Annotated in this window: 25 protein-coding genes; 9 read left to right on the forward strand and 16 right to left on the reverse strand. The window is 68.4% G+C overall.

Going from position 1 to position 20,806, the window contains the following annotated elements; all coding sequences use genetic code 11:
- Positions 1-196 precede the first annotated feature (196 nt).
- From ATE67_RS18235 to ATE67_RS18245, 3 genes are read left to right on the forward strand one after another with little or no spacing between them, the layout of a single operon-like run.
- Positions 197-658, forward strand: a complete 462-nt coding sequence (locus ATE67_RS18235; RefSeq protein ID WP_231728219.1) for a hypothetical protein — start codon at positions 197-199, stop codon at positions 656-658.
- Between the two features lie 29 nt (positions 659-687).
- A complete protein-coding gene (gene ribD, locus ATE67_RS18240; RefSeq protein WP_058818116.1) occupies positions 688-1,632 on the forward strand; it encodes a bifunctional diaminohydroxyphosphoribosylaminopyrimidine deaminase/5-amino-6-(5-phosphoribosylamino)uracil reductase RibD in 945 nt (314 codons plus the stop codon).
- 8 nt (positions 1,633-1,640) lie between these two features.
- The gene (locus ATE67_RS18245; protein WP_058818072.1) at positions 1,641-2,255 is read left to right on the forward strand and encodes a riboflavin synthase; all 615 of its coding nucleotides are present in this window, start codon (positions 1,641-1,643) and stop codon (positions 2,253-2,255) included.
- A gap of 292 nt (positions 2,256-2,547) precedes the next feature.
- Here the strand turns inward: ATE67_RS18245 and ATE67_RS18250 are convergent, their stop codons facing one another.
- From ATE67_RS18250 to ATE67_RS18275, 6 genes are all read right to left on the reverse strand, one after another.
- A complete protein-coding gene (locus ATE67_RS18250) occupies positions 2,548-3,033 on the reverse strand; it encodes an MmcB family DNA repair protein (RefSeq protein ID WP_231728220.1) in 486 nt (161 codons plus the stop codon).
- 117 nt (positions 3,034-3,150) lie between these two features.
- Positions 3,151-3,705 carry a single-stranded DNA-binding protein gene (ssb, locus tag ATE67_RS18255; protein ID WP_058818074.1) on the reverse strand — a complete coding sequence of 185 codons (555 nt, stop codon included), beginning with the start codon at positions 3,703-3,705 and terminating at the stop codon, positions 3,151-3,153.
- 32 nt (positions 3,706-3,737) lie between these two features.
- On the reverse strand, positions 3,738-5,597 hold the full coding sequence (feoB, locus tag ATE67_RS18260; protein WP_058818075.1) for a ferrous iron transporter B: 1,860 nt from the start codon (positions 5,595-5,597) through the stop codon (positions 3,738-3,740).
- On the reverse strand, positions 5,594-5,872 hold the full coding sequence (locus ATE67_RS18265; protein ID WP_082660487.1) for a FeoA family protein: 279 nt from the start codon (positions 5,870-5,872) through the stop codon (positions 5,594-5,596). Before ATE67_RS18265 ends, feoB begins: the two co-directional genes overlap by 4 nt.
- Positions 5,873-5,926: 54 nt before the next feature.
- Positions 5,927-6,604, reverse strand: a complete 678-nt coding sequence (locus ATE67_RS18270; RefSeq protein WP_058818076.1) for a COQ9 family protein — start codon at positions 6,602-6,604, stop codon at positions 5,927-5,929.
- A gap of 5 nt (positions 6,605-6,609) precedes the next feature.
- Positions 6,610-7,521, reverse strand: coding sequence for a DMT family transporter (locus tag ATE67_RS18275; protein ID WP_058818077.1), 912 nt, complete (start codon positions 7,519-7,521; stop codon positions 6,610-6,612).
- Positions 7,522-7,633: 112 nt separating this feature from the next.
- Here ATE67_RS18275 and ATE67_RS18280 point away from each other — a divergent pair, with 112 nt between their 5' ends.
- Positions 7,634-8,719, forward strand: a complete 1,086-nt coding sequence (locus tag ATE67_RS18280) for an alkene reductase (protein WP_058818078.1) — start codon at positions 7,634-7,636, stop codon at positions 8,717-8,719.
- Between the two features lie 33 nt (positions 8,720-8,752).
- Here the strand turns inward: ATE67_RS18280 and ATE67_RS18285 are convergent, their stop codons facing one another.
- The 4 genes from ATE67_RS18285 to ATE67_RS18300 form a co-directional block, all read right to left on the reverse strand.
- On the reverse strand, positions 8,753-9,385 hold the full coding sequence (locus ATE67_RS18285) for a hypothetical protein (RefSeq protein WP_058818079.1): 633 nt from the start codon (positions 9,383-9,385) through the stop codon (positions 8,753-8,755).
- On the reverse strand, positions 9,378-9,803 hold the full coding sequence (gene ribH / locus ATE67_RS18290; protein ID WP_058818080.1) for a 6,7-dimethyl-8-ribityllumazine synthase: 426 nt from the start codon (positions 9,801-9,803) through the stop codon (positions 9,378-9,380). Before ribH ends, ATE67_RS18285 begins: the two co-directional genes overlap by 8 nt.
- Complete coding sequence (ribB, locus tag ATE67_RS18295) at positions 9,803-11,074, reverse strand: 3,4-dihydroxy-2-butanone-4-phosphate synthase (protein WP_058818081.1); 1,272 nt, start codon at positions 11,072-11,074, stop codon at positions 9,803-9,805. The genes ribH and ribB overlap by 1 nt, the downstream gene beginning before the upstream one ends.
- Before the next feature lie 67 nt (positions 11,075-11,141).
- Complete coding sequence (locus tag ATE67_RS18300) at positions 11,142-11,756, reverse strand: ankyrin repeat domain-containing protein (protein ID WP_058818082.1); 615 nt, start codon at positions 11,754-11,756, stop codon at positions 11,142-11,144.
- Between the two features lie 88 nt (positions 11,757-11,844).
- Between ATE67_RS18300 and ATE67_RS18305 the strand changes: the two genes are divergently transcribed.
- From ATE67_RS18305 to ATE67_RS18315, 3 genes are read left to right on the forward strand one after another with little or no spacing between them, the layout of a single operon-like run.
- Complete coding sequence (locus tag ATE67_RS18305; RefSeq protein WP_082660488.1) at positions 11,845-12,489, forward strand: SCO family protein; 645 nt, start codon at positions 11,845-11,847, stop codon at positions 12,487-12,489.
- Positions 12,489-12,929 (forward strand): YcgN family cysteine cluster protein, encoded by a 441-nt coding sequence (locus ATE67_RS18310; RefSeq protein WP_058818083.1) that lies wholly within the window; start codon positions 12,489-12,491, stop codon positions 12,927-12,929. The genes ATE67_RS18305 and ATE67_RS18310 overlap by 1 nt, the downstream gene beginning before the upstream one ends.
- On the forward strand, positions 12,910-13,638 hold the full coding sequence (locus ATE67_RS18315; protein ID WP_231728221.1) for a M48 family metallopeptidase: 729 nt from the start codon (positions 12,910-12,912) through the stop codon (positions 13,636-13,638). The genes ATE67_RS18310 and ATE67_RS18315 overlap by 20 nt, the downstream gene beginning before the upstream one ends.
- On the opposite strand, the gene ATE67_RS18320 is transcribed toward ATE67_RS18315, so the two are convergent.
- The 5 genes from ATE67_RS18320 to ATE67_RS18340 all read right to left on the reverse strand — a co-directional run bounded on the left by ATE67_RS18320 (position 13,635) and on the right by ATE67_RS18340 (position 19,205).
- Positions 13,635-15,806: a transglycosylase domain-containing protein gene (locus ATE67_RS18320; RefSeq protein ID WP_058818084.1), complete on the reverse strand. Its 2,172-nt coding sequence runs from the start codon at positions 15,804-15,806 to the stop codon at positions 13,635-13,637. The two genes, ATE67_RS18315 and ATE67_RS18320, sit on opposite strands and share 4 nt — an antisense overlap.
- 55 nt (positions 15,807-15,861) lie before the next feature.
- A complete protein-coding gene (msrB, locus tag ATE67_RS18325) occupies positions 15,862-16,269 on the reverse strand; it encodes a peptide-methionine (R)-S-oxide reductase MsrB (protein WP_058818085.1) in 408 nt (135 codons plus the stop codon).
- 61 nt (positions 16,270-16,330) lie between these two features.
- A complete protein-coding gene (locus ATE67_RS18330) occupies positions 16,331-17,431 on the reverse strand; it encodes an NAD(P)/FAD-dependent oxidoreductase (protein ID WP_058818086.1) in 1,101 nt (366 codons plus the stop codon).
- On the reverse strand, positions 17,428-18,141 hold the full coding sequence (locus tag ATE67_RS18335; RefSeq protein ID WP_058818087.1) for a methyltransferase domain-containing protein: 714 nt from the start codon (positions 18,139-18,141) through the stop codon (positions 17,428-17,430). Before ATE67_RS18335 ends, ATE67_RS18330 begins: the two co-directional genes overlap by 4 nt.
- Positions 18,138-19,205 (reverse strand): type III polyketide synthase, encoded by a 1,068-nt coding sequence (locus ATE67_RS18340; protein WP_058818088.1) that lies wholly within the window; start codon positions 19,203-19,205, stop codon positions 18,138-18,140. The genes ATE67_RS18335 and ATE67_RS18340 overlap by 4 nt, the downstream gene beginning before the upstream one ends.
- Before the next feature lie 97 nt (positions 19,206-19,302).
- Here ATE67_RS18340 and ATE67_RS18345 point away from each other — a divergent pair, with 97 nt between their 5' ends.
- Positions 19,303-19,818, forward strand: a complete 516-nt coding sequence (locus ATE67_RS18345; protein ID WP_231728222.1) for a DUF4402 domain-containing protein — start codon at positions 19,303-19,305, stop codon at positions 19,816-19,818.
- A gap of 36 nt (positions 19,819-19,854) precedes the next feature.
- Entirely contained in the window at positions 19,855-20,088 is a 234-nt protein-coding gene (locus tag ATE67_RS21505; protein WP_156417106.1) for a hypothetical protein, read from the forward strand.
- 53 nt (positions 20,089-20,141) lie between these two features.
- On the opposite strand, the gene ATE67_RS18355 is transcribed toward ATE67_RS21505, so the two are convergent.
- Positions 20,142-20,801 (reverse strand): YggS family pyridoxal phosphate-dependent enzyme, encoded by a 660-nt coding sequence (locus ATE67_RS18355; RefSeq protein WP_058818121.1) that lies wholly within the window; start codon positions 20,799-20,801, stop codon positions 20,142-20,144.
- Between the last annotated feature and the right edge of the window lie 5 nt (positions 20,802-20,806).

Raw genomic sequence — 20,806 nt, forward strand, 5'->3', positions numbered from 1 at the left:
GGAGAGGATGCCTAAAAGGCGAGTTTGTTATTGCACTGCACCATGATTGCTGCAACTGCGAAAAAAGCATCCGCAGTTGCATTTTTTGCAATGCTGAAAGCGGTTGCATGCATTTGGCGCATCTGCCCCGGGCCGCATCCGCGCGCATCCGGCTCTCGCATTCTGCGGGCACATCCCCTAAATTGGGCCGATGCGAATGTTCAACAATCTGGATGTCACCGGCGGTCTCAGCGATTTCTGGACCTATGTCCGCGAACCTCGGCCGCATCGCTGGGCGGTATGGGGCGTCGCGATCGCGCTGACATGGGTCGTGTTCCACGGGGTGTCGGAATATCTGATCCCTTATGAGAAGCCGAAGCCCTCGATCGTCTATTTCGAGAATTGGAAGGCGACGCGCAGCGCGGCCGAGATCCGCGCCGACTGGGTGGCGCGCGCCAAGGAAACGACCCTCCGCAACGCCGAAAAGCGCGCCGAATATCAGCGCTTCGCCGACAGCATGGGCATCGAATATGATTCGAGCGAGGCCGACAAGGTGACGCGCGAGACGCTGGGCGAGGAAGCCGCAGCCGCCGCGAAGCAGAAGCCCGCGCCGGTACAGACGCGCTCGACGCTTGCCGAGCGCGCGGCGCGCGGCCCGGCGGCCCCCCCGCAGAATTGATGCGGCAACCGCTCACCGACGCCGACTGGATGGCGGTCGCCATCGCCCTGTCGCGGCGCGGACGGCCATCTTCCGCGCCCAATCCCAATGTCGGGTGCCTGCTCGTCAGGGATGGAAAGGTCGTCGCGCGCGGCTGGACGCAGCCCGGCGGACGGCCGCACGCCGAAGCCGTTGCGATTGCCGCGGCGGGCGAAGCGGCGCGGGGCGCCACCGCCTATGTCAGCCTCGAACCCTGCGCGCATGCGAGCCCGCGCGGGCCGGCGTGCAGCGATTCGCTGATCGTGGCGGGCGTTGCGCGCGTGGTGATCGCGGCGCAGGACCCCGATCCGCGCACCGACGGCGCGGGCATCACCCGGTTGCAGGCGGCGGGCATCGAGGTGGTGACGGGCGTGTTGCCGGCCGGGGCCCGCGCTGCCATGGCGCCCTGGTGGACGCGGCAGGTCGAGGGGCGGCCGTTTGTCACGCTCAAGCTTGCGACCTCGCTTGACGGCTGTATCGCGCTGCGTGACGGGTCGAGCCGCTGGATCACCGGCGAACGCGCCCGCGCGCATGGCCATCTCGAACGTGCGAGCCATCAGGCGATTCTCGTCGGGCGCGGCACGTTCGAGGCCGATGCGCCGAAGCTCGACGTGCGGCTGGCGGGGCTCGCCGACCGCAGCCCGAAGAAGTTGTTGCTGACCACCGGCGGCGCGCCCGAAGGCTGGACGGCTGTCGCGTCGCCGCAGGCGATCGCCGATGTCGATTCGGTGCTGGTCGAAGGCGGCGCCGGCGCGGCGTCGGCTTTCCTCGCCGCCGACCGCGTCGACCGGCTGCTGCTCTACCGCGCGCCGATCCTGATCGGCGGCGGCAAGCGCGCGCTTGGCGATATCGGCCTGACCGATCTGGCCGAGGCCCACGACCGCTGGCGGCTCTCCGACAGCCGCCTGCTTGGCAGCGACCGGCTCGACGTCTACGAGCGCATCAGGACATATTGAGGGCATCCATGTTCACCGGCATCATCACCGACATCGGCACCATCCGCAGCCGCGAGGATCGCGGCGACACGCGGCTTGTCATCGGCACCGCCTATGACACCGACACGATCGACCTCGGCGCGTCGATCGCCTGCTCGGGGGCGTGCCTGACCGTCGTGGACAAGGGGCATGACGGCGATGGCCACTGGTTCGCGATCGACGCGAGCGGCGAAACGCTGGCGCGCACGGCGGCGGGGATGTGGGACGCGGGCCGCCGCCTCAATCTCGAACGCGCGCTGAAGATCGGCGACGAGCTCGGCGGGCATATCGTCACCGGCCATGTCGATGGGGTGGGTACCATCGTTTCGGTAACGCCGGTCGGCGACAGCATCGGCGTGACGGTGTCGGCGCCGGCGGAGCTGGCGCCGCACATCGCCGCCAAAGGATCGATCACCGTCGACGGCATCTCGCTGACGGTCAACGAGGTCACCGATCAGCCCGACGGGACCGCGCATTTCACGCTCAACATCATCCCGCACACGCAGGAGATGACGACGCTGAACGAAGCGGCGGCGGGGCGTCCGGTCAATCTGGAGATCGACATTTTGGCGCGCTACCTCGCGCGGATGCAGGCGCGGGGGTAATCAGCCCGCAAGGCCGGTTACGAAAATATCTCACGCAAAGGCGCGAAGGCGCGAAGAAAAACGCCGGCGCGGCGAGTCTTTCAATAATTCTCACACAAAGACACAAAGATGGGGGCTTGCCCAAGCGACGCGTTGTGACCCCGGGGCGAAGCGATTTTTTTCGTGGCCGCCTGCGGCGGCAAGCAGCGATCGCGCCTGAAGCCGCCATCTTTGTGTCTTTGTGTGGGATTCCTCTTCCTGGCGCCTTCGCGCCTTTGCGCGAGATAATTTTCCCGCACCGACGCGAGCGGAATCAGCTCTCGACCCAGCCCGCCGCGATCTCGGGATCCATTGCGATCATCGACCGCCGCATCGCGATGCGTCCGATGCGCAGCAGCTCGGCCTTGCGCCGCGCCGGTGCAAGGTTGCAGCTCGCGGCTTCGCGCACCACCGCGGCGCCATAACGGTCGGCGATGATCAGCCCCGAGCTTTCGGGGCGATAGTCCGGCGTCTCGAGGATCGCGGGGTCGAGCCCCGACGCCAGCGCCCAATAGAAGCGATCGCACCAGTCGCAATAGTCGGGCCATTTGCCGTCGCCGTGCAGGTCGGCACGGCTGACCTTGATCTCGACGATTATGATATTGCCCTTGGCGTCGATGGCGGTCAGGTCGGTGCGCCGCCCGTTCGGGAGCGTCACCTCGGGGATCGCGACCAGCCCCTGCTGCGCGAACAGCCGGCACACGCCGCGCGCGACATCCGCGGCGGTGATTCCAACGTCGGCGCCGACCAGTCCAGTCACGGCCACACCTTACCCCGTTCGCCCCGAGCTTGTCGAAGGGCCGTTCTTCGCTCCCGCGGCGTCACAAGACAGGACGGTGCCTCGACAAGCCAGGCACGAACGGGCGTGCGTTTGTCCTCAGAAGGGAACGTCGTCGTCCAGGTCGTCGTCGAAGGGCGCACGGCCACCGCCGCCGCCCGCGCTTCCGCCACCGCCCTGGTTCCAGCCGCCGCCTGCGCCTGCGCCGCCGGACGAGCCGCCGCTGCCCTGATCCCAGCCGCCGCCCGATCCGCCGCCGCCCTGCGACCAACTGTCGCCGCCGCGCGAGCCGCCGCCGCCCGGCGCGCCGTCGAGCATGGTCAGCGTGCCGCCCATCCCCGCGATCACGACCTCGGTCGTATATTTGTCGTTGCCGTCGCGGTCCTGCCATTTGCGGGTGCGCAGCGAGCCTTCGATATAAACCTTCGAGCCCTTCTTCAGATAGCGCTCGACGACCCCGACCAGCCCGTCGCCGTTGATGACGACATTATGCCATTCGGTGCGCTCCTTGCGCTCGCCGGTCATCCGGTCCTTCCACTGTTCGCTGGTCGCGATGCGGATATTGGCGATCTTGCCGCCGTTCTGGAACGACTTGATTTCGGGATCGGCGCCGAGGTTGCCGATGAGAATTACCTTGTTGACGCTGCCAGCCATCGCCGCTCCGCTCCGCTCAAAAGTTGGGAGGATCAGCCTAGGCCAAAGGCGACGGCTGTCCAGTAAGTGATTCCAGCAGCGGCATAGGCGAGCAGGAACAAATAGCCAACCATGAACAGTGGCCATTTCCATCCATTGGTCTCGCGGCGCGTGATCGCGATCGTCGAAATGCACTGCGGCGCAAAGACGAACCAGGCAAGGAAGGCGAGCGCGGTGGCGAGGCTCCACTTGCCCTGCAGCCGCTCGCCCAGCGTCTCGGCCATCGCCTCCTCGTCGCCGTCGGCGTCGATCGCATTGGCGGTCGCCATCGCCGACACCGCGACCTCGCGCGCCGCCATCGCGGGGATCAGCGCGAGCGCGATGTCGTGGTTGAAGCCGATCGGCTCGACGACGACTTCGAGGCCGCTCGCGATGCGGCCGGCGACGCTATATTCGACCTGGCTCTGCCCGTCGGGCGCCCTGGGGAAGCTGAGCAGAAGCCAGAGGACGACGGTGGTCAGCGCGATGATCGTGCCCGCGCGGCGCAGGAATATCCATGCCCGCTGCCACAGGCCGAGCGCGATGTCGCGCCACTGCGGCATCTGGTAGCGCGGCATTTCCATCATGAAGCCGGCCGCATTGCCCCTCGCGATCGTCTGCCGCAGCACGAAGGCGACCGCGAGCGCGCCGACGATCCCCGACAGATAGAGGCCGAACAGCACCAAGCCTTGCAGCCCGACGCCGACACCGCCGACGGTACGGTCGGGGATGAAGGCGGCGATGATCAGCGCATAGACGGGCAGGCGCGCCGAGCAGGTCATCAGCGGCGCGATCAGGATCGTTGTCAGCCGGTCCTTCTCGTCGGGAATCGCGCGCGTCGCCATGATGCCCGGCACCGCGCAGGCGAAGCTCGACAGGAGCGGAATGAAACCGCGCCCCGACAGCCCGACCTTCGCCATCAGCCCGTCCATCAGAAAGGCGGCGCGCGTCATATAGCCCGACGCTTCGAGCAGCAGGATGAAGAGGAAGAGGATCAGGATCTGCGGCAGGAAGACGACGACGGCGCCGACGCCCGCCAGCAGACCTTCGACGATCAAGTCGCGGGCGAAATTCTCGGGCAGGGTGGCGACGACCCATTGCTGCATCGACCCGACCAACCCTTCGAGCGCATCGGCGGGCGGCCGGGCCCAGGCGTAAACGGCCTGGAACATCACGAACATCAGCGCGAGCAGGATGATGAGGCCGCCTATGGGGTGCAGGACGATGCGATCGACGCGCTGCGTCCAGCGGCGCACCGGCGTCTCGGTGACGATCGCCGCCGTCGCGAGGGCGCGCGCGCGCTGGTGGAGCGACGCGTCGTTCTGGGGCGCGGCCACCGCTTCGCGCGGCTGGTGCGAGCGGATCGCGCCATCGATCGCCTCGAGCAACTCGGTCAGCCCGCGCTTGCGTACCGCGACCGTGGGGACGACAGGCACGCCTAGCTCGCGCGACAGCCGCTCGGGATCGAGCGTCAGCCCGTCGCGCTCCGCCAGATCGAGCATGTTGAGCGCAACGACGGTCGGCAAGCCGAGCGCGAGCAGTTCGAGCGCGAAGCAGAGGTGATTGTCGAGGTTGGCGGCGTCGAGCACGACGATCAGCGCGTCGGGGCGCTTCTCGCCCTCCTGCCGGCCGAGGATGACGTCGCGCGTCACCGCCTCGTCAAGGCTTGCGGGGGTCAAGCTGTAGGTGCCGGGCAGGTCGATCAGCGAGATCGGGCGTCCGTCGGCGAAGCTCGTATGGCCGGCCTTCCGCTCGACCGTCACGCCGGGATAATTGGCGATCTTCTGCCGCGCGCCGGTCAGCGCGTTGAACAGGCTCGACTTGCCCGCATTGGGATTGCCGACCAGCGCGATCGAGGGAATCGCGGCGGTCATGCGGCGCCCCCGCGGCCGACAATGGCCTCGACTTCGATCGCGGCGGCCTGCCTGGCGCGGATGATCACTTGCATCCGCCCGATCGTCAGCGCCAGCGGGTCGCGCGAGAAGATGCTGCCGCGATGTCGCGGGGTGACTTCGCATCCTTCGAGCAGCCCGAATTCGCGCAGCCGCCGGCCCTCGTCCTCGGACATCGCCGTCCAGTCGATCCGCGCGATTCGCACCGCCACGCCGAGCGGCGCCTTGTCCAACACATTCGCGAGCAATGCTGTCATTTGCGAGCGATTATCAATATCGCTCGTGCGGCGCCAGTTCTTTATCGAAACGGGTCAGCGGCCGGGGTAACGCAGCCGACCGATGAAGCGCGCCAGGCTGGGCCGCTCGCTGCTGCGCGCGGTGCGGCGGTGCTTCCAGCTTTCGAAACGCATCACTTGGTCGATCCGCCGTGCGAGGAAAGCGCGCGTTTCGGCGAAATCCTCGCTCTCGTCGTTCAGGAACACCGCCATCGTCGAGCCATAGACCGCGCCCAGGATCGTGCGCTTGCTGTAATGATTGAAGTCGGTCGCGGTGTCGCCCGCGAGGTTCCACATCAGGTCGGCGGCGCGCCAGCCGAGCCTGGCGGCATGCGGCGCGTTGGTCGGGAGGGCAAGCAGCGCCAGCGCGCGGCGCAGCGATTCGCGGTCGGGCGCCAGCAGGTCAATGCGCGTCTCGACGAGCGTCGTGATCCGTTCGCGAACTTTGAGCGTCGCCAGCTTTTCGGCGGGCCAGCGGTCCGCCATCGCGGCGTCGATGCTCGCGAACCACGCATCGACCATGTCGCGGGCGCCGCCGGGAAAGGCCAGGCGGGCGACGTCGGCGTCGACACCCAGCCGCGCGGCGGCATCGGCGAGCGCTGCGTCGCCGAAGCCGTCGAACGCCGCATTCTCGGCGATCAGCGGCGCGAGCGCGGCGCGAATCTCGTCGAGCGTGGGATCGGCGGGAAGCGGCGCTGTCGGTGTCTGGGCCATGACGATCAGATAGGCCGCCCGGCGCGGCTCGGCAACCGGATCAATACGAGCGCGGCGCCGACCAGCATGCCGCCGAAAAGATCGATCGGCCCCAGGGTCTCGCCGAACATCAGCCAGCCCGTCAGCGCCGCGACCGCGGGCTGGACGAGCAGCGTCAGCCCGATAACAAGCGGCGAAAAGCGCGGCAGCGACCAGGTCATGAGCCCCTGACCGATGATCTGGCTGGTCAGCGCGAGCAGGATCAGCGGGGTCCAGTTCTGCGGGAGGATGGTCTCGCCGAGCGCGAGCGCGGTGCCGAGCAGGATCGGGACGCATGTCGCGGAGGAAATGCCGAGCGCGGTCCACGGCGCGAGCGTCCCGCGCACGCGCTGCATCAGGATGACATAGGCGGTGTAGAGCACGCCTGCGAGCAGGCTCAGCAGGTCGCCGACCAGATAGGCGGGGGAAAGCTCGTAGCTTTGTCCCATCAGCAGCGCCGATCCGGCGAAGGCGAGCAGGATCGCCGCCGCCTGCCACCCGCGCGGCAGGCTGCGGGTCAGGAAGATCGTCCAGACGACGAGCAGCAGACTGGCGCAATTGCCGAACAGCGTCGCATTGGCGACCTTGGTCTGCAGGATGCCGATATGCCAGGCGGCCAGATCGAGCGCGAAAAAGACGCCCGCCGCCGCCGCAACGGTGATGGCGGGGCGTGGCGGCAGCATGCCGCCGCTCTCGCGCCAGGCGAAAAACAGCAGGAAAGGCAGCGCCAGCGTCATCCGCCAGAAGGCCGAGGCGGTCGGGCCGGTGTCGGCCAGTCGGACCAGCATCGCGCCGATCGACAGCGACACATTGCCCGCGAGCAGCGCCAGGAATGCCCAGCGGCCCGCCTGCGGAGCCGTCACCTTGCTTTCGTCGAGGCTTTCGATCTTGGCTGTCATTTAGATTTTCTTTTGCTACCCACCATTGTGCCGGCGCCGTGGTATCCATAGCTTCGGGGGCCATAGCGACGGCCGTTCGGATCGTCGCGGACAAAAAGCGAAAGGTGGAAATATGGCCGTATCATTGTTCGACCCGATCAAGCTGGGCGCGATCGAGGCGCCGAATCGCATAATTATGGCGCCGCTGACGCGCGGCCGCGCCGGGCCGGGCTTCGTGCCCAACGAACTCGCGCGCGACTATTATCGCCAGCGCGCCTCGGCGGGTCTGATCATTTCGGAAGCGACCGGCATCTCGCAGGAAGGTCTCGGCTGGCCGAGCGCGCCGGGGCTATGGACCGACGCGCAGGTCGAGGGCTGGAAGCCCGTCACCGACGCCGTCCACGAAGCCGGCGGGCGCATCGTGGCGCAGCTCTGGCACATGGGCCGCGTCGTCCATTCGGTGTTCAACGACGGCAAGCCGCCGGTCTCGGCATCGGCGACGCAGGCGCCCGGCAAGGCGCATACGCCGGTTGGCCGCCTCGAGTATGAAGTCGCCCGCCCGCTCGAGCTCGCCGAAATCCCGCGCGTGATCGCCGACTATGTGACGGCGGCCGAGAATGCAAAGAAGGCCGGATTCGACGGCGTCCAGTTGCACGGCGCGAACGGCTATCTGATCGACCAGTTCCTGCGCGACGGCAGCAACCTGCGCGACGACGACTATGGCGGCCCGGTCGAGAATCGCATCCGCCTGCTCCGTGAAGTGACCGCGGCGCTGATCTCTGTGTGGGGCGCCGATCGCGTCGGTGTGCGCCTGTCCCCCAATGGGGACACGCAGGGTGTCGACGACAGCGCGCCCGAACAGTTGTTCCCGGCCGCCGCCGCGGCATTGGACGCGCTCGGCATCGCCTTCCTCGAATTGCGCGAACCCGGCCCCGACGGCACGTTCGGCAACACCGACGTGCCGAAGCAGTCGCCCGCAATTCGCCGGGCCTTCAACGGCCCGTTGATCCTCAACAGCGACTATGACGTCGCAAAGGCCGAGGCCGCGCTGGACAGCGGCGTCGCCGATGCGATCGCCTTTGGCCGGCCGTTCATCGGCAACCCCGACCTGGTCGAGCGTATCCGCACCGGCGCCGACTGGGCAGCCGACAATCCGCAGACCTGGTATTCGGCGGGGCCGGAAGGCTACACCGACTATCCGGCGCTGGTTACCGCGTAAGTAAAAATTGGCCGGGCAGCGTGATCTGCCCGGTCAATTTCTTTCCGCGATCGCCTTGTCGACGATCCCGGCGCCGATCGGCCCCAGGATATTGCCGCCGAAACGGAACAGCAGAAAGGCGCCGATGAACAGGATCACCGGCGAGATCACCAGCGCCACGATCGCGGCGATCAGCCCGACGAAGAACAGCGTCATAAAGCCGCCGCTCAGCACCTGCTGACCCTTTGCGCCAAGCTCTATCGTACGCGGCCCTTTCGCATCCCACCATTTGCCGGTGACCACGGTCTTGCGGCCGCGCGCCGACCCGCCCGCCTGTGGCTGAGGGCGTTCGGCGATGCGCGCCGGCTGGGGCGCCTTGGCGGAGGGCGCTGAGTCCTTCCACGGCCGCTTTTTGTTCATCTCGGCAACCGCGGCCGTCAGCCGCTCGTCCGGCCGCGGCGGCGCTGTCTCGGTGCGGCGGGCGGGAGCGGGTGCGGTCGTTGCAACGGCAAGCGGTGCCGCCTCGCGCTCGATCGGCGCGCTGCGCTCATGTCCCATGCGCCGGTCATGCTGGGCCATGCGCTCGGCGGCGCTCAGCGGAGTCTGCCCGGTTTCCTTGTCGATCACCACCAGCCGCCCGCCGCGCTCGACGACGGAAAAACGGCTGGGAGGCGGGCGATCAACCAATGCCGAATTGTTCCTTCAGGGCCAGCATGGCGAGCGCGGCCTTCGCCGCTTCGCCGCCCTTATCCTTGCGCGTCTTGTCGGCGCGCGCAAGCGCCTGTTCCTCATTCTCGACCGTCAAAATGCCGTTGCCGATCGCAAGGCCGTCGAGCGTCAATGCCATGATGCCGCGCGCGCTCTCGTTCGAGACGACTTCGAAATGATAGGTTTCGCCGCGGATCACGACGCCGAGCGCGACATAGGCATCGTACCGCCCGCTGTCGGCGGCGAGCGAAATCGCGGCGGGAACTTCGAGCGCACCGGGCACGGTCACGACCTCGTGGCTATGTCCCTCGGCGTCGAGCGCGCTTTTCACGCCGTCGATCAGCATGTCGTTGAGGTGGCTGTAGAAGCGGGCTTCGACGATCAGAACATGGGCCATCAGGCTTCTCCGGGGATGGGTCGCTCGCCGACGACCGACAGGCCATAGCCTTCGAGGCCGACGATATTGCTGTGGGTGGGGGTGAGCAGTTCCATCGCATGGACGCCAAGATCAACGAGGATCTGGGCGCCGATGCCATAGGTGCGAAGGTCCATGCCGCCTTCGGGCGGCGCCGATTCGGCGTCCGCCGAGCCCGGGAGCGGGCGCATCAGCATCACGATAACGCCGGCGCCGGCTTCGCCGATGGCGTCCATCGAGCGCTGGAGGCGGCGCTTCCTGGGGCCGGGGCGGCCCATGATGTCGTCGAAGATCGAGACCGCGTGCATGCGCACCAGCGTGACGCCTTCGGGATCGACCGGGCCCTTCTGGAGCACCAGATTGACGCTGCCGTCGACCTTGTTGCGATAGGATTTGAGCCGCCAGTCGCCGCCGTAATCCGATTCGAACGGCTCGTCGGCGACGCATTCGACCAGCCGGTCGGTGCGGCTGCGATAGGCGATCAGATCGGCGATGGTGCCGATCTTCAGGCCATGGCGCCGCGCGAAGGGGATGAGGTCGTCGAGCCGCGCCATCGTGCCGTCGTCGTTCATGATCTCGCAGATCACGCCCGAGGGATTGAGCCCGGCGAGCCGTGCGATGTCGACCGACGCCTCGGTATGGCCGGCGCGGACCAGCACGCCGCCGTCGCGCGCGATCAGGGGGAAGACATGGCCGGGGGTGACGATGTCGTCGCGGCCCTTGCCGGCGTCGATCGCGACCGACACGGTGCGCGCACGGTCGGCGGCGGAAATGCCGGTGGTGACGCCCTCGCGCGCCTCGATCGAGGTGGTGAAGGCGGTTTCGTGCCGGGTGCCGTTCTGGCGGCTCATCAGTTCGAGCCCGAGCGTTTCGACGCGGCTGCGCGTCAGCGTCAGGCAGATCAGGCCGCGGCCGTGGGTCGCCATGAAATTGATCGCATCGGGGGTCGCCATTTGCGCCGGGATGACGAGGTCGCCCTCATTCTCGCGGTCTTCGTCGTCGACGAGGATGAACATGCGGCCGTTGCGCGCCTCGGCAATGATCTCTTCCGGGCTCGCCATCGGGGAGATGTCGCTGCCGTGCGCGAGCCAGTTTTCGAGCTTGCGCAGCGTGTCGGCGGTGGGGTTCCAGCCTTCGGAATCGAGGTCGCGAAGGCTGTTGGCGTGAAGACCCGCGGCGCGCGCCAGCCCCGATCGGGACATGGTGCCGTCTTCGACGATGGCGCGGATACGGTCGATGAGTTGCGTGGACATGACCCCGCAATTTCACATCAGAGTGTGATTGTCAATCCCGTGATCACATCGAACCGAATGGGATGGATCATTTCGGCCCGAAGGTCGTCCCCAAGTCGCGTTGTGTCGCGCCCTTGGCGTCGAGCAACGGTAGGATCGTTCCCGTACGATCGTCGCGCTTCGCATAATCGCGCGCCGACATGCCCGCGATATGGTCGGCCTTGTCGGGGTTCGCGCCATTGCGGATGAGCAGGCGAATCACCGCGGGATTTTTTGCCTGGACCGCCAGGATCAGCGCGGTCTCGCCGCGCCGGTTGGTCTGGTCGATCGGCGCCTTCCGGCTCAGCAACACTTCGGCGCCCTCGGTGAAGTCGAGCAAGGCCGCATGCATCAGCGGCGTCACGCCCTGCCGGTCCGCGATCGACGGGTCGGCATCCTTGCCCAGCAGGAAACGGACCCACTGAATGTCGCGCCGCTTTGTCGTGATGATAAGGGCGGTCTCGCCGGTGTCGGGATTGCGCGTGTTGACGTAGGTCGGATCATTCTTCAGCGCCTCGGTCGCCTTGGTGCCGTCGCGGCTGTCGACCGCCTGCAGGAAGCTGTAACCGCCGCGAAACTGCGCCAGCGCCGGGTTTGCCGACAGCGCGGCGGCAGCTGCCAGAAGCGAGAGCGAAGCTAGGCGGAATTCCGCGCGTCGAAACATGATCGAGAGACCCCTGGGGCAATTTGTCCGCCGCTCGGCACGACGACAATGGTTGATTTTCGCGGGCTAGCCGATCAAGGCTGGCCGCATGATGAATATGGATATTATGGGACGAAGGCGGGTCCGTTCAAGTCTGCTCCTGATTATGGCGGCGATGCTGGCCGGCTGCAACGCCCCTGCAGGCGCCCCCGCGGCCGATCCGCCGCTCGCCGGCGCAAAGATCGGCGGGCCGTTCACGCTGACCGATCAGGACGGCAAGACCGTCTCCGACACCGACTTCGCCGGCAAGTACCGCCTCGTCTATTTTGGCTACAGCTTCTGCCCCGACATCTGCCCGGTCGACCTGCAAAAGCTGATGCGCGGGCTTGCGCAGTTCGAAAAGGCCGACCCCGCGCGCGGCGCGAAGGTCGCGCCAATGTTCGTCACCGTCGATCCCGAACGCGATACGCCGGCGGCGCTCAAGCCCTTCGTCGCGCGCTATCATCCGCGGCTGATCGGCTTGACCGGCACCCCCGAACAGATCGCCGCCGTCGCGAAAGCCTATGTCGTCACCTATAACAAGGTGCCGGGATCGGCGCCCGACCGCTATCTGATGGCGCACAGCCAGCTCGCCTTCCTGATGGACCCGCAGGGCAAGCCCCTGGCGCTGCTGCCGCTGGACGATCCGTCGACCGATCCCGACGAGGGCGCGCCCGACAAGGTCGCCGCCGACCTGGCGAAGTGGGTCAAGTGATGCCTCCCAAGGCGCAGCCCTTCTGGGAAGCGCCGCTCGCCAGCCTCGACGCCGGCCAGTGGGAGGCTTTGTGCGACGGCTGCGGCAAATGCTGCCTCCACAAGCTCGAGGACGAGGACACGGGCCGCGTCTATCCGACCAATGTCGCCTGCCGCCTGATCGACCTCGAGACTGCGCGCTGCAGCGACTACAAGCATCGCCGCCGCCATGTTCCCGACTGCCTGACCCTGACCAAATCGAAGGTCGAGGATCTCGAATGGCTGCCGCAAACCTGTGCGTATCGCCTGCGCGCCGAAGGCGAGCCGCTGCCCGAATGGCATTATCTGGTCTGCGGCGACCGCGACGCCGTGCATCGCGCTGGCCAGTCGATCGTCGGCTGGACCGTGGCCGAGGATATGGCGGGACCGCTGGAGAATCATCTTGTCGAACGCGTGGTTTAGTCCCGACGCCGACAGGCCGCAGATCCGGGTCGGCGACACCGCTTGGCCGGTGCGGATCGTCCATCACGCCCAGTCGCGCCGCTACAAGCTGATCTTCGACGGCGCGCGCGGCGAGCTGCGCCTCACCCTGCCGCGCCGCGCGAGCGCGGTGCGCGCGCTCAAATGGGCGAGCGAGCAACAGGACTGGCTCGCCGAGCAGGTCGGCAAGAGCGCCGCGCCGGTGCTGGTCGGTCCGGGCGCGTCGGTGCCGCTGTTCGGTATCGCACGCCGCGTCGAGTGGAACCCCGCTGCGCCGCGCGCGGTGCGGCTACGGGATGATGCGTTGCTCGTCGGCGGTCCCGTCGACACCGTCGGCCGTCGCGTCGAACGCTGGCTGAAGGGGCAGGCGCTCGAGCTGATGGAGCGGGAGAGCCGCGAGATTGCGGCGCGCGCGGGGCTTTGCGTCGGCCGCGTCGGGGTCGGCGATCCGCGCAGCCGCTGGGGCAGCTGCACCCACGACGGCGACCTGCGCTATAGCTGGCGGCTGGTGATGGCGCCCGATCATGTCCGCCGAGCGACCGTCGCGCACGAGGTCGCGCATCTGCGCCATATGGATCATGGCGCCGACTTTCATGCGCTGGTCGACGATCTGCACGACGGCGACGTCGGCGCAGCGCGCGCCTGGCTGCGCCGCGAAGGGCGCGGCCTGCACCGCTATCGCTTCAGCTAATTGGGCTCACCGTTCGCCGGACGCGGCGGCGGCGATGCCTTGGGCGCCGGCACCGTGACGATCTTGCCCTGCGGCCCGCTCTTGGGTGCGCCATTGTCTGCCGGCCGGCGGCCGGTCTGTTCCTCGATCCACTGCTGGTTGAGCACCGGCCCGCCCTCGTCGCCGGTCGGCGGCGGCGCGTCGGCGGGCGGTGGCGACAGGTCATAGGGCAGCTCGATCGGCATGCCATTCTCGTCGACCAGCCCCCCCTCGCCGGGCTCGCCCATATAGGCGTCGCCTTCTTCCTCCAGCTGCCATTCGGGCAGCACGACCTCGGTATCGAACGCCTCGACCGGGCGCCGCGCGACCGCGACGCGCATATAGTCGGCAAAGGCCTTGGCGGGTGCGCGGCCGCCCTGCAGCCCGCCGACCGGCCGGGCGTCGTCGCGGCCCATCCACACGCCGGTGGTCAGCCCGCTCGAGAAACCGAGGAACCAGCCGTCCTTGTTGCTCGACGTCGTGCCGGTCTTGCCCGCTACGGGGCGGCCGATCTGCGCCGCCTTGCCGGTGCCGGTGTTGACCGCGGTCTGGAGCAGGTCGGTGATCCCCGCGGCGACCCAATTGTCGACCAGCACCTGTCCGTTCGACGCGGGGCGCTGATAGAGCAGGCGGCCGTCGGCGGTCGTCACCTTGGTGATGCCGTAAGGCTGCACCGACACGCCCTTGCGCGACACCGCGGCAAAGGCGGCGGTCATGTCGATCACCCGCACCTCGGCGCTGCCGAGCACCATCGAGGGGTGGGTGTTGATCGGCGTCGTGATCCCGAAGCGCCGCGCCATGTTCGCGACCGCCGAAAAACCGACTTCGTCGCCCAGCTTCGCCGCGACGGTGTTGACCGAATAGGCAAAGGCGGTGCGCAGATCCATCGCGCCGGCAAAACGCCCCGACGAGTTGCGCGGGCTCCAGCCGTTGATCGTGATCGGCTCGTCGACGACCTGATCGTTCACCTTATAGCCCGCCTCGAGCGCGGCCATATAGACGAACAGCTTCCACGCCGACCCCGGCTGGCGCATCGCCTGCGTCGCGCGGTTGTAGTTGGAGCTGACATAGTCGGTGCCGCCGACCATCGCGCGCACCGCGCCGTCGCGGTCGATCGACACCAGCGCGCCCTGCACGCCCTTCGGGGTGTTCGCCTGGATCGACGCGGTCGCCGCGCGCTGCATATTGAGGTCGATCGTGGTGTACACGTCGAGCGCTTCGCTGCCCTCGTCGATCAGCATGTCGAGCTGCGGCAGCGCCCAGTCGGTGAAATAGCGCGCGCTATTCTGTCCGGTTTCCTGCGCCATCTGGACGTCGGCGGGCTTGGCGCTATCGGCCTGCGCCTGCGTGATCACTCCGGCATCGACCATCACCGACAGCACGACGTCGGCGCGGCCGAGCGCCGCCTGCGCGTCGGCGGTCGGCGAATAGCGCGACGGCGCCTTCACGAGCCCCGCGATCACTGCGGCCTCGGACAGCGACATTTCGGTCGCGCTATGCCCGAAGAAGCGCCGCGAGGCGGCGTCGATGCCGTAACTGCCGCCGCCGAAATAGACCTTGTTGAGATAGAGCTCGAGCAGCTCGTCCTTCGAGAATTTCCACTCGAGCGCCATCGCCAGCACCATCTCGCGCGCCTTGCGCGTCCAGGTGTAGCTGTTCGACAAGAAGATGTTGCGCGCCAGCTGCTGGGTGATCGTCGACGCGCCCTGCATGCGGCGGCCGGTGCCGTAATTGCGCGCGGCGACCACCGCGGCGCGGCTCATGCCGACCGGATCTACGCCGGGGTGATAGCGAAAGCGCCGGTCCTCGACCGCGACCATGGCGTCCTGCATCACCTCCGGCGTTTCGCGCAGGGTCAGCCAGCGCCCGTAATTGGGCCCCAGCGACAGGAAGACGGTGCCATCGGCGGCGTGGATGCGGATCGTCTGCCCCGCGGGCGATTTCTTGAGCTCCTCGAAGCTCGGGATGCGCTGCACGGCGATGCCGACCGCCACCGCGACCGCGACCAGCCCGACGAAGGCGAGGCCAAGGCCCCAGCGGAACAGCCGCCGGAACCAGACACGGAATCGCGACGGGGTCGTGGACGGGCCACTCCCCCGGGTCGACGCTGACGATTTACCTGCGGATGCCTGCTGTCGTTCGCGGCGCAAAGCTGTGTGTTCCTTCCCTCACTGCGCCCCTGATGCGTCAGTGCCGGCGGGTTGGTTAGCTTTCGCCGGTGTCCGCCTCATCCTGCCCGCGCTCGGCGAAGTCAAGCGCCGCGCTGTTGATGCAATAGCGCAGGCCGGTCGGCCCGGGGCCGTCGGGAAAGACATGGCCCAGATGACCTTCGCATTTCGCGCAGCGTACTTCGGTGCGGATCATGCCGTGGCTGCGGTCGGTCAGTTCGGTGACGGCATCGCCCGCGGCGGGCGCGGTATAGCTCGGCCAGCCGGACCCGCTGTCATATTTGGTGCGGCTGTCGAACAGCGGTTCGCCGCAACCGGCGCAGCGATAGACGCCGTCGCCCTTGTGGTCGGTATATTTGCCGGTGAACGCGCGCTCGGTGCCGCCCTCGCGGAGGACATGGTGCGCCATCGGATCGAGTTGCTTGTCGGTGTTGGGATCGGCCATGCGATGATCTCCTTCGTTGGGGCCAATATCGGTGCGAAGCCGGGGTGTCGCAAGGGGCGGATCAGCCGGCGTCGATCCGCGTCATGCGCGATGCCATTCGCACCAGCGGGGGAAAAAGTGACGCCAGCGACACCATCGGCGCGGCGGTCGCCCGCGCTTCTCCCGCCCGCCAGGCGAGGTTCGCCAGCGCAAAGGGGCGCCGCATCCGGGACGCGAGCTGCTTCTGGAAGGCCGGGGCCGCATCGGCTCCCGCGCGATGCCAGGCAGCCACCGCGGCCCCGGCGCTGGCGATCGCCAGTCCCATGCCTTCGCCGGCCAGCGACGGAATTACCCCCGCCTGGTCGCCGAGCCTGAACAGGCCGGCCGACGTCTCGGCGGTCCGCCAGCCATAGGGGACATGGCCGATCGCATCGACGCTGCGCGACCAGTCGGCATAGGCCAGCCGTGCGCCCAAATGCGGCAGCCCGTCGCCGAGCGCGCGCAGCAGCGCTGCGGGATCGCCGCCCGCTTCGTCGAGCCGCGACTTGTGGACGGCCAGGCACAGGTTGCCGCTGCCGTCCTCCTGCCGCACCAGCCCGGCATAGCCGCGGTCGAAGAGGTGCAATTCGACCGCGTCGCCGACCAGGCGGTCGAGGGCAGGGTGCGCGGGCAGCCGCAGCCGCAGTCCGATGACCGGATCGCCGCGCTGCCATTCGCCGGGCTCGCGGGCAAAGCCGCGAAAGCCGTGCTTGCCCGCCGCGAGGAAGAGCGAAGGCGCGGCCAGTGACGCGCCGTCGCGCGTCTGCACCGCGCCGCCGTCCAGCGCCGTCGCATGCACCCCGCGCTCCAGCCCGGCGCCCGCGGCTTCGGCGGCCGCCTGCAACGCGCCGTCGAGCCGGTGCCGCGACACCCCCATCGCCTCGCCAGGCAGCGGCGTTTCGCTCTGCCGCGCACCCGCGAACAGCCGCACGCTGCGCACCGCCTGCCCGCCGAGCGCCACCAGATCGATGCCGAGCGCGTCGAGCCGCGCGAGCGTCCGCCAGCTCAGAAAGCCGCCGCATAGCGCATCGCCCGTTTCCTTCGTGCGCTCGATCAGCAGCGTCTTCGCGCCGGCCCGCGCCAGCCCGATCGCCGCGGCCGAGCCGGCTGGCCCGGCGCCGACGACGATGGCGTCCTGCGTCACCGGATGCGCTCGACGCAGAGGCGATAGGGGAAGCTGCGAAAGATGCGGCATTGGCCCGCGGTGTCAGGCAGCGCTTCGGCGAGCATCGCCCGCCATTCGGCGCGGCGGAAGCTGCGCCCGACCGAGAGTTGCCCGTCGCGGCGCACGATCGGATCGGCGAACGCCAGCACCGCAAGCAGCGGAAAACCCATGAAGGGCAGGCGCTGGCGGTGCAGGTCGTTGACCAGCCAGCCGCGCGCGCATTCCTTGTCCATGAAGCGCAGATATTCGCTGCGCTGCACCGGCGTCATATGATGGGTGACGAGGCTGGACAGGATGATGTCCCACCCCTGCCCCGCCAGATCGCGATAGTCGCCGGTGACCAGCGTTGCGCGGCCGGCGAGCTTCGCATCGGCAACCGGCGCGCTCTTCGGATTGAGGTCGACCCCGACAAGGTCCAGCGGCACCCCGCGCGCATCGCCCCAGCGCGCGATGCGCGCCAGCATGTCGCCCGCGCCGAACCCCACGTCGAGAATGCGCCACGGCTTCGCACCGACCCCGCGCGCGCGCACCCGCTCCAGAAAGCCGACCGTCGGCCGCCGCGCCAGGGTCAGCGCGTTGACGCGCGACAGGTCGGCGAGCACCCTGGCATAGCGATCGGGCGGCAGCTCGGCGGCGTCCATCTCCTCCTCGCGCGCGATCGGTTCGGCGAGGCTGGCGAAGGGGTTCATGCGCCGAACCGGATCGCCTCGGCGGCGAGGCCGGGGCCGAAGGCGACCGCAATCCCCTGCCCTTCGGCGCCGCGCGCCATCATCTCGGCGAGCACGAACAGGATCGTCGCCGACGACATATTGCCGAAGCGCGCCAGCACCGACCGGCTGTCGGCGAGCGCTTCGGGCGGGACGGCGAGGGCATGTTCGACGGCATCGAGGACCGAGCGCCCCCCGGCGTGGATCGCGAGCAACGCGGGCGCCGCGCCATCGCCGAACAGCCTTTCGCGGACCGCCGGCGCGGCCAGCGCCTCGCGGAGGCGCCCGGGCACCTCGCCCGACAGGTGCATCGCAAAACCGGTGTCGCCGATATGCCAGCGGATCAGCTCTTCGCTGTCGTCGAGCGCGAGGCTGATGCCTTCGCCGAGTTCGAGACCGCCCGGATCGGCCGAAACGATCCCCGCCGCCGCGCCGTCGCTGAACTGGAGCATCGCGAGCAGGGGCTCGGGCTTGTCCTCCAGCTGCAAGTGCAGCGTCGACAGCTCGACGCTCACCACCAGCACCACCGCTTGCGGTTCGGAGCGCACGATATGCCGCGCGGTGCGCAGCGCGGTAACCCCCGCGTAGCAGCCCATGAAGCCGATCAGCACGCGCTCGACCGTCGCCGAAAGCCCCAGCCGCCGTGCAAGGATCTGGTCGATCCCCGGCGCGACGAACCCCGTGCAGCTGGCAACGACGATATGCGTCACCCGCGCCGGATCGAACGCATCGCCGAGCTTGGCGATCGCCTGCAACGCCAGTTCGGGGGCATGTTCGGCATAGGCGGTCATGCGCGCCGAGGTCGGAGGCAGGCCGGGGACGTCGTAGAAGCCGCCGGGCGCGACGGGCGATCCGCCGCCGGACGTCGGGGGCAGGACCGACCAGCGATGATCGATTCCGGAGCGTCCGGCCATCCGCGAGAACAGCGCACGGATGCGCTCGTCGGTCAGGCGCGGGGTCGCCCAGTCGATGAAGGCCTGATGGATATCATGGGTCGGGACCGCGGTGGCCAGGGCGTTGAGATGGGGGAGCGGGGGGAGGCTCATCAGGCGCTGGTTAGACCCAAATGGGGCCCTCCGCCAGCGGAATGGGGCGAAGGCGGTTTTACGCGGGATTAACCATGGCGCGGCTATGGCGACAGGCGTGAAACTGCGCCTGATCCTTGGCCTGCCGCTGCTGCTCGCCGCGCCGTCTCCGGCGGCGGCGCAGTGCCTGCTGTGCGGCAAGGATGGCGGCGGCTCGGGCCTCGTCAAGCGCAAGGCCGAAACCCCGCTGCGCGTCGAGGTCGAAACCCAGCTCGACATGGGCCGCGTCGCGGCCGGAGCCGGCGGCGGCGAGGTCGAGATCGACCCGCTGACCGGCGCGCGGCGCGTGCGGGGCAATATCGTCGACCTCGGCGGCATGTCGCTCACCGGCACCGTCACCGTCAGCGGCGAACCCGGCGCCGAGGTGCGCGTCTTCCTGCCTCCGACGGTCGACCTCGAAAGCGGCGACGGCCGCACCGCACGCGTCGTCGGCCTCGCGACCGACCTCGGCGCCGCGCCGCGGCTCGGCCCCGACGGTCGCTTGCAGTTCCGCTTCGGCGGCCGCCTGCAGGTCGCCGGCGCCAGCGGCGGCGACTATCGCGGCCGGATTCCGGTGACGGTGGAGTATCAGTAGGACTCGCCGTCCGCTTCCGATCGCCGTGAACTAGCGATGGCGGATAGTCTTGCTGTCCGCCTTCTTCGCCAGACGCCGAGTCCAAGCGATAAGTCGCCATATGAACACGGCCGCGACGGCGGCGGCGACAACCATCAGAAACGTTTGAACGCTACCGGACTCGACGTTCGAGGCCAGAAGGCCAAGAAGGGCGAGGATCAGGCCAAGGACATAGTTCGACCGGCTGACGCCATCGTCATAGCCCCGGTCGATCCATCGAAAAATGCCTGAAAGAATATCCACGGCCGGAAGCTATCAACATCGCAAGCGCGTGCAAGCGACGGTCAGCGCGTCCCGAACAACACCGTCCCCACGCGCACATGCGTCGCGCCCAGCATCACCGCGGTCTCATAATCGCCGCTCATCCCCATCGACCGCAGCGGCAGGCCGCGGCGCTCGGCGAGTTCGTCGAGCAGGGCGAAGTAGGGCGCGGGCTCGACGTCGGCGGGCGGGATCGCCATCAGCCCGTCGATCTTGAGGCCCGCCGCGGCCGCTTCGGCAAGCAAGGCGGGCAGGTCGGCGACCGCGCAGCCGCCCTTTTGGTCCTCGTCGCCGATATTGACCTGCACGAACAGCTGCGGCTGCTTCCCCGCCTTCGCGCAGGCCTTGGCAAGCGCCTGCACCAGCGACGAACGGTCGACGGAGTGCACTGCGTCGAACAGCGCCACCGCTTCCTCGGCCTTGTTCGACTGGAGCCGGCCGATCAGGTGGAGCACGACATCGGGGGTTTCGGCGCGCAGTGCGGGCCATTTTGCCGCGGCCTCCTGCACGCGATTCTCACCGAAATGGCGCTGCCCCGCCGCGATCAGCGGGCGGATCGCCGCCGCTTCGTGCGTTTTCGACACCGCGATCAGCTCGATATCGGCCGATTTGCGTTGCGCGCGCTTGGCCGCCGCCGCGATATTCGCTCTTACTTCGGCCAGCCGGTTCGCCGCGTCGCTCATAGTCC

Origin of the sequence: Sphingopyxis sp. H050 (assembly GCF_001468265.1) — a bacterium.
Taxonomy (GTDB): domain Bacteria; phylum Pseudomonadota; class Alphaproteobacteria; order Sphingomonadales; family Sphingomonadaceae; genus Sphingopyxis.

Bases quoted from the DNA above. Each gene is read 5' to 3' on its own strand.
- ATE67_RS18335 (WP_058818087.1), bottom strand. From the start codon at position 18,141: ATGAACCCCTTCGCCAGCCTCGCCGAACCGATCGCGCGCGAGGAGGAG.
- ATE67_RS18245 (WP_058818072.1), top strand. From the start codon at position 1,641: ATGTTCACCGGCATCATCACCGACATCGGCACCATCCGCAGCCGCGAG.
- ATE67_RS18280 (WP_058818078.1), top strand. From the start codon at position 7,634: ATGGCCGTATCATTGTTCGACCCGATCAAGCTGGGCGCGATCGAGGCG.
- ATE67_RS18270 (WP_058818076.1), bottom strand. From the start codon at position 6,604: ATGGCCCAGACACCGACAGCGCCGCTTCCCGCCGATCCCACGCTCGAC.
- ribD (WP_058818116.1), top strand. From the start codon at position 688: ATGGCGGTCGCCATCGCCCTGTCGCGGCGCGGACGGCCATCTTCCGCG.
- msrB (WP_058818085.1), bottom strand. From the start codon at position 16,269: ATGGCCGATCCCAACACCGACAAGCAACTCGATCCGATGGCGCACCAT.
- ATE67_RS18275 (WP_058818077.1), bottom strand. From the start codon at position 7,521: ATGACAGCCAAGATCGAAAGCCTCGACGAAAGCAAGGTGACGGCTCCG.
- ATE67_RS18310 (WP_058818083.1), top strand. From the start codon at position 12,489: ATGCCTCCCAAGGCGCAGCCCTTCTGGGAAGCGCCGCTCGCCAGCCTC.
- ATE67_RS21505 (WP_156417106.1), top strand. From the start codon at position 19,855: ATGGCGGATAGTCTTGCTGTCCGCCTTCTTCGCCAGACGCCGAGTCCA.
- ribH (WP_058818080.1), bottom strand. From the start codon at position 9,803: ATGGCCCATGTTCTGATCGTCGAAGCCCGCTTCTACAGCCACCTCAAC.
- ATE67_RS18355 (WP_058818121.1), bottom strand. From the start codon at position 20,801: ATGAGCGACGCGGCGAACCGGCTGGCCGAAGTAAGAGCGAATATCGCG.
- feoB (WP_058818075.1), bottom strand. From the start codon at position 5,597: ATGACCGCCGCGATTCCCTCGATCGCGCTGGTCGGCAATCCCAATGCG.
- ATE67_RS18340 (WP_058818088.1), bottom strand. From the start codon at position 19,205: ATGAGCCTCCCCCCGCTCCCCCATCTCAACGCCCTGGCCACCGCGGTC.
- ATE67_RS18305 (WP_082660488.1), top strand. From the start codon at position 11,845: ATGATGAATATGGATATTATGGGACGAAGGCGGGTCCGTTCAAGTCTG.
- ATE67_RS18265 (WP_082660487.1), bottom strand. From the start codon at position 5,872: ATGACAGCATTGCTCGCGAATGTGTTGGACAAGGCGCCGCTCGGCGTG.
- ATE67_RS18235 (WP_231728219.1), top strand. From the start codon at position 197: ATGTTCAACAATCTGGATGTCACCGGCGGTCTCAGCGATTTCTGGACC.
- ribB (WP_058818081.1), bottom strand. From the start codon at position 11,074: ATGTCCACGCAACTCATCGACCGTATCCGCGCCATCGTCGAAGACGGC.
- ssb (WP_058818074.1), bottom strand. From the start codon at position 3,705: ATGGCTGGCAGCGTCAACAAGGTAATTCTCATCGGCAACCTCGGCGCC.
- ATE67_RS18300 (WP_058818082.1), bottom strand. From the start codon at position 11,756: ATGTTTCGACGCGCGGAATTCCGCCTAGCTTCGCTCTCGCTTCTGGCA.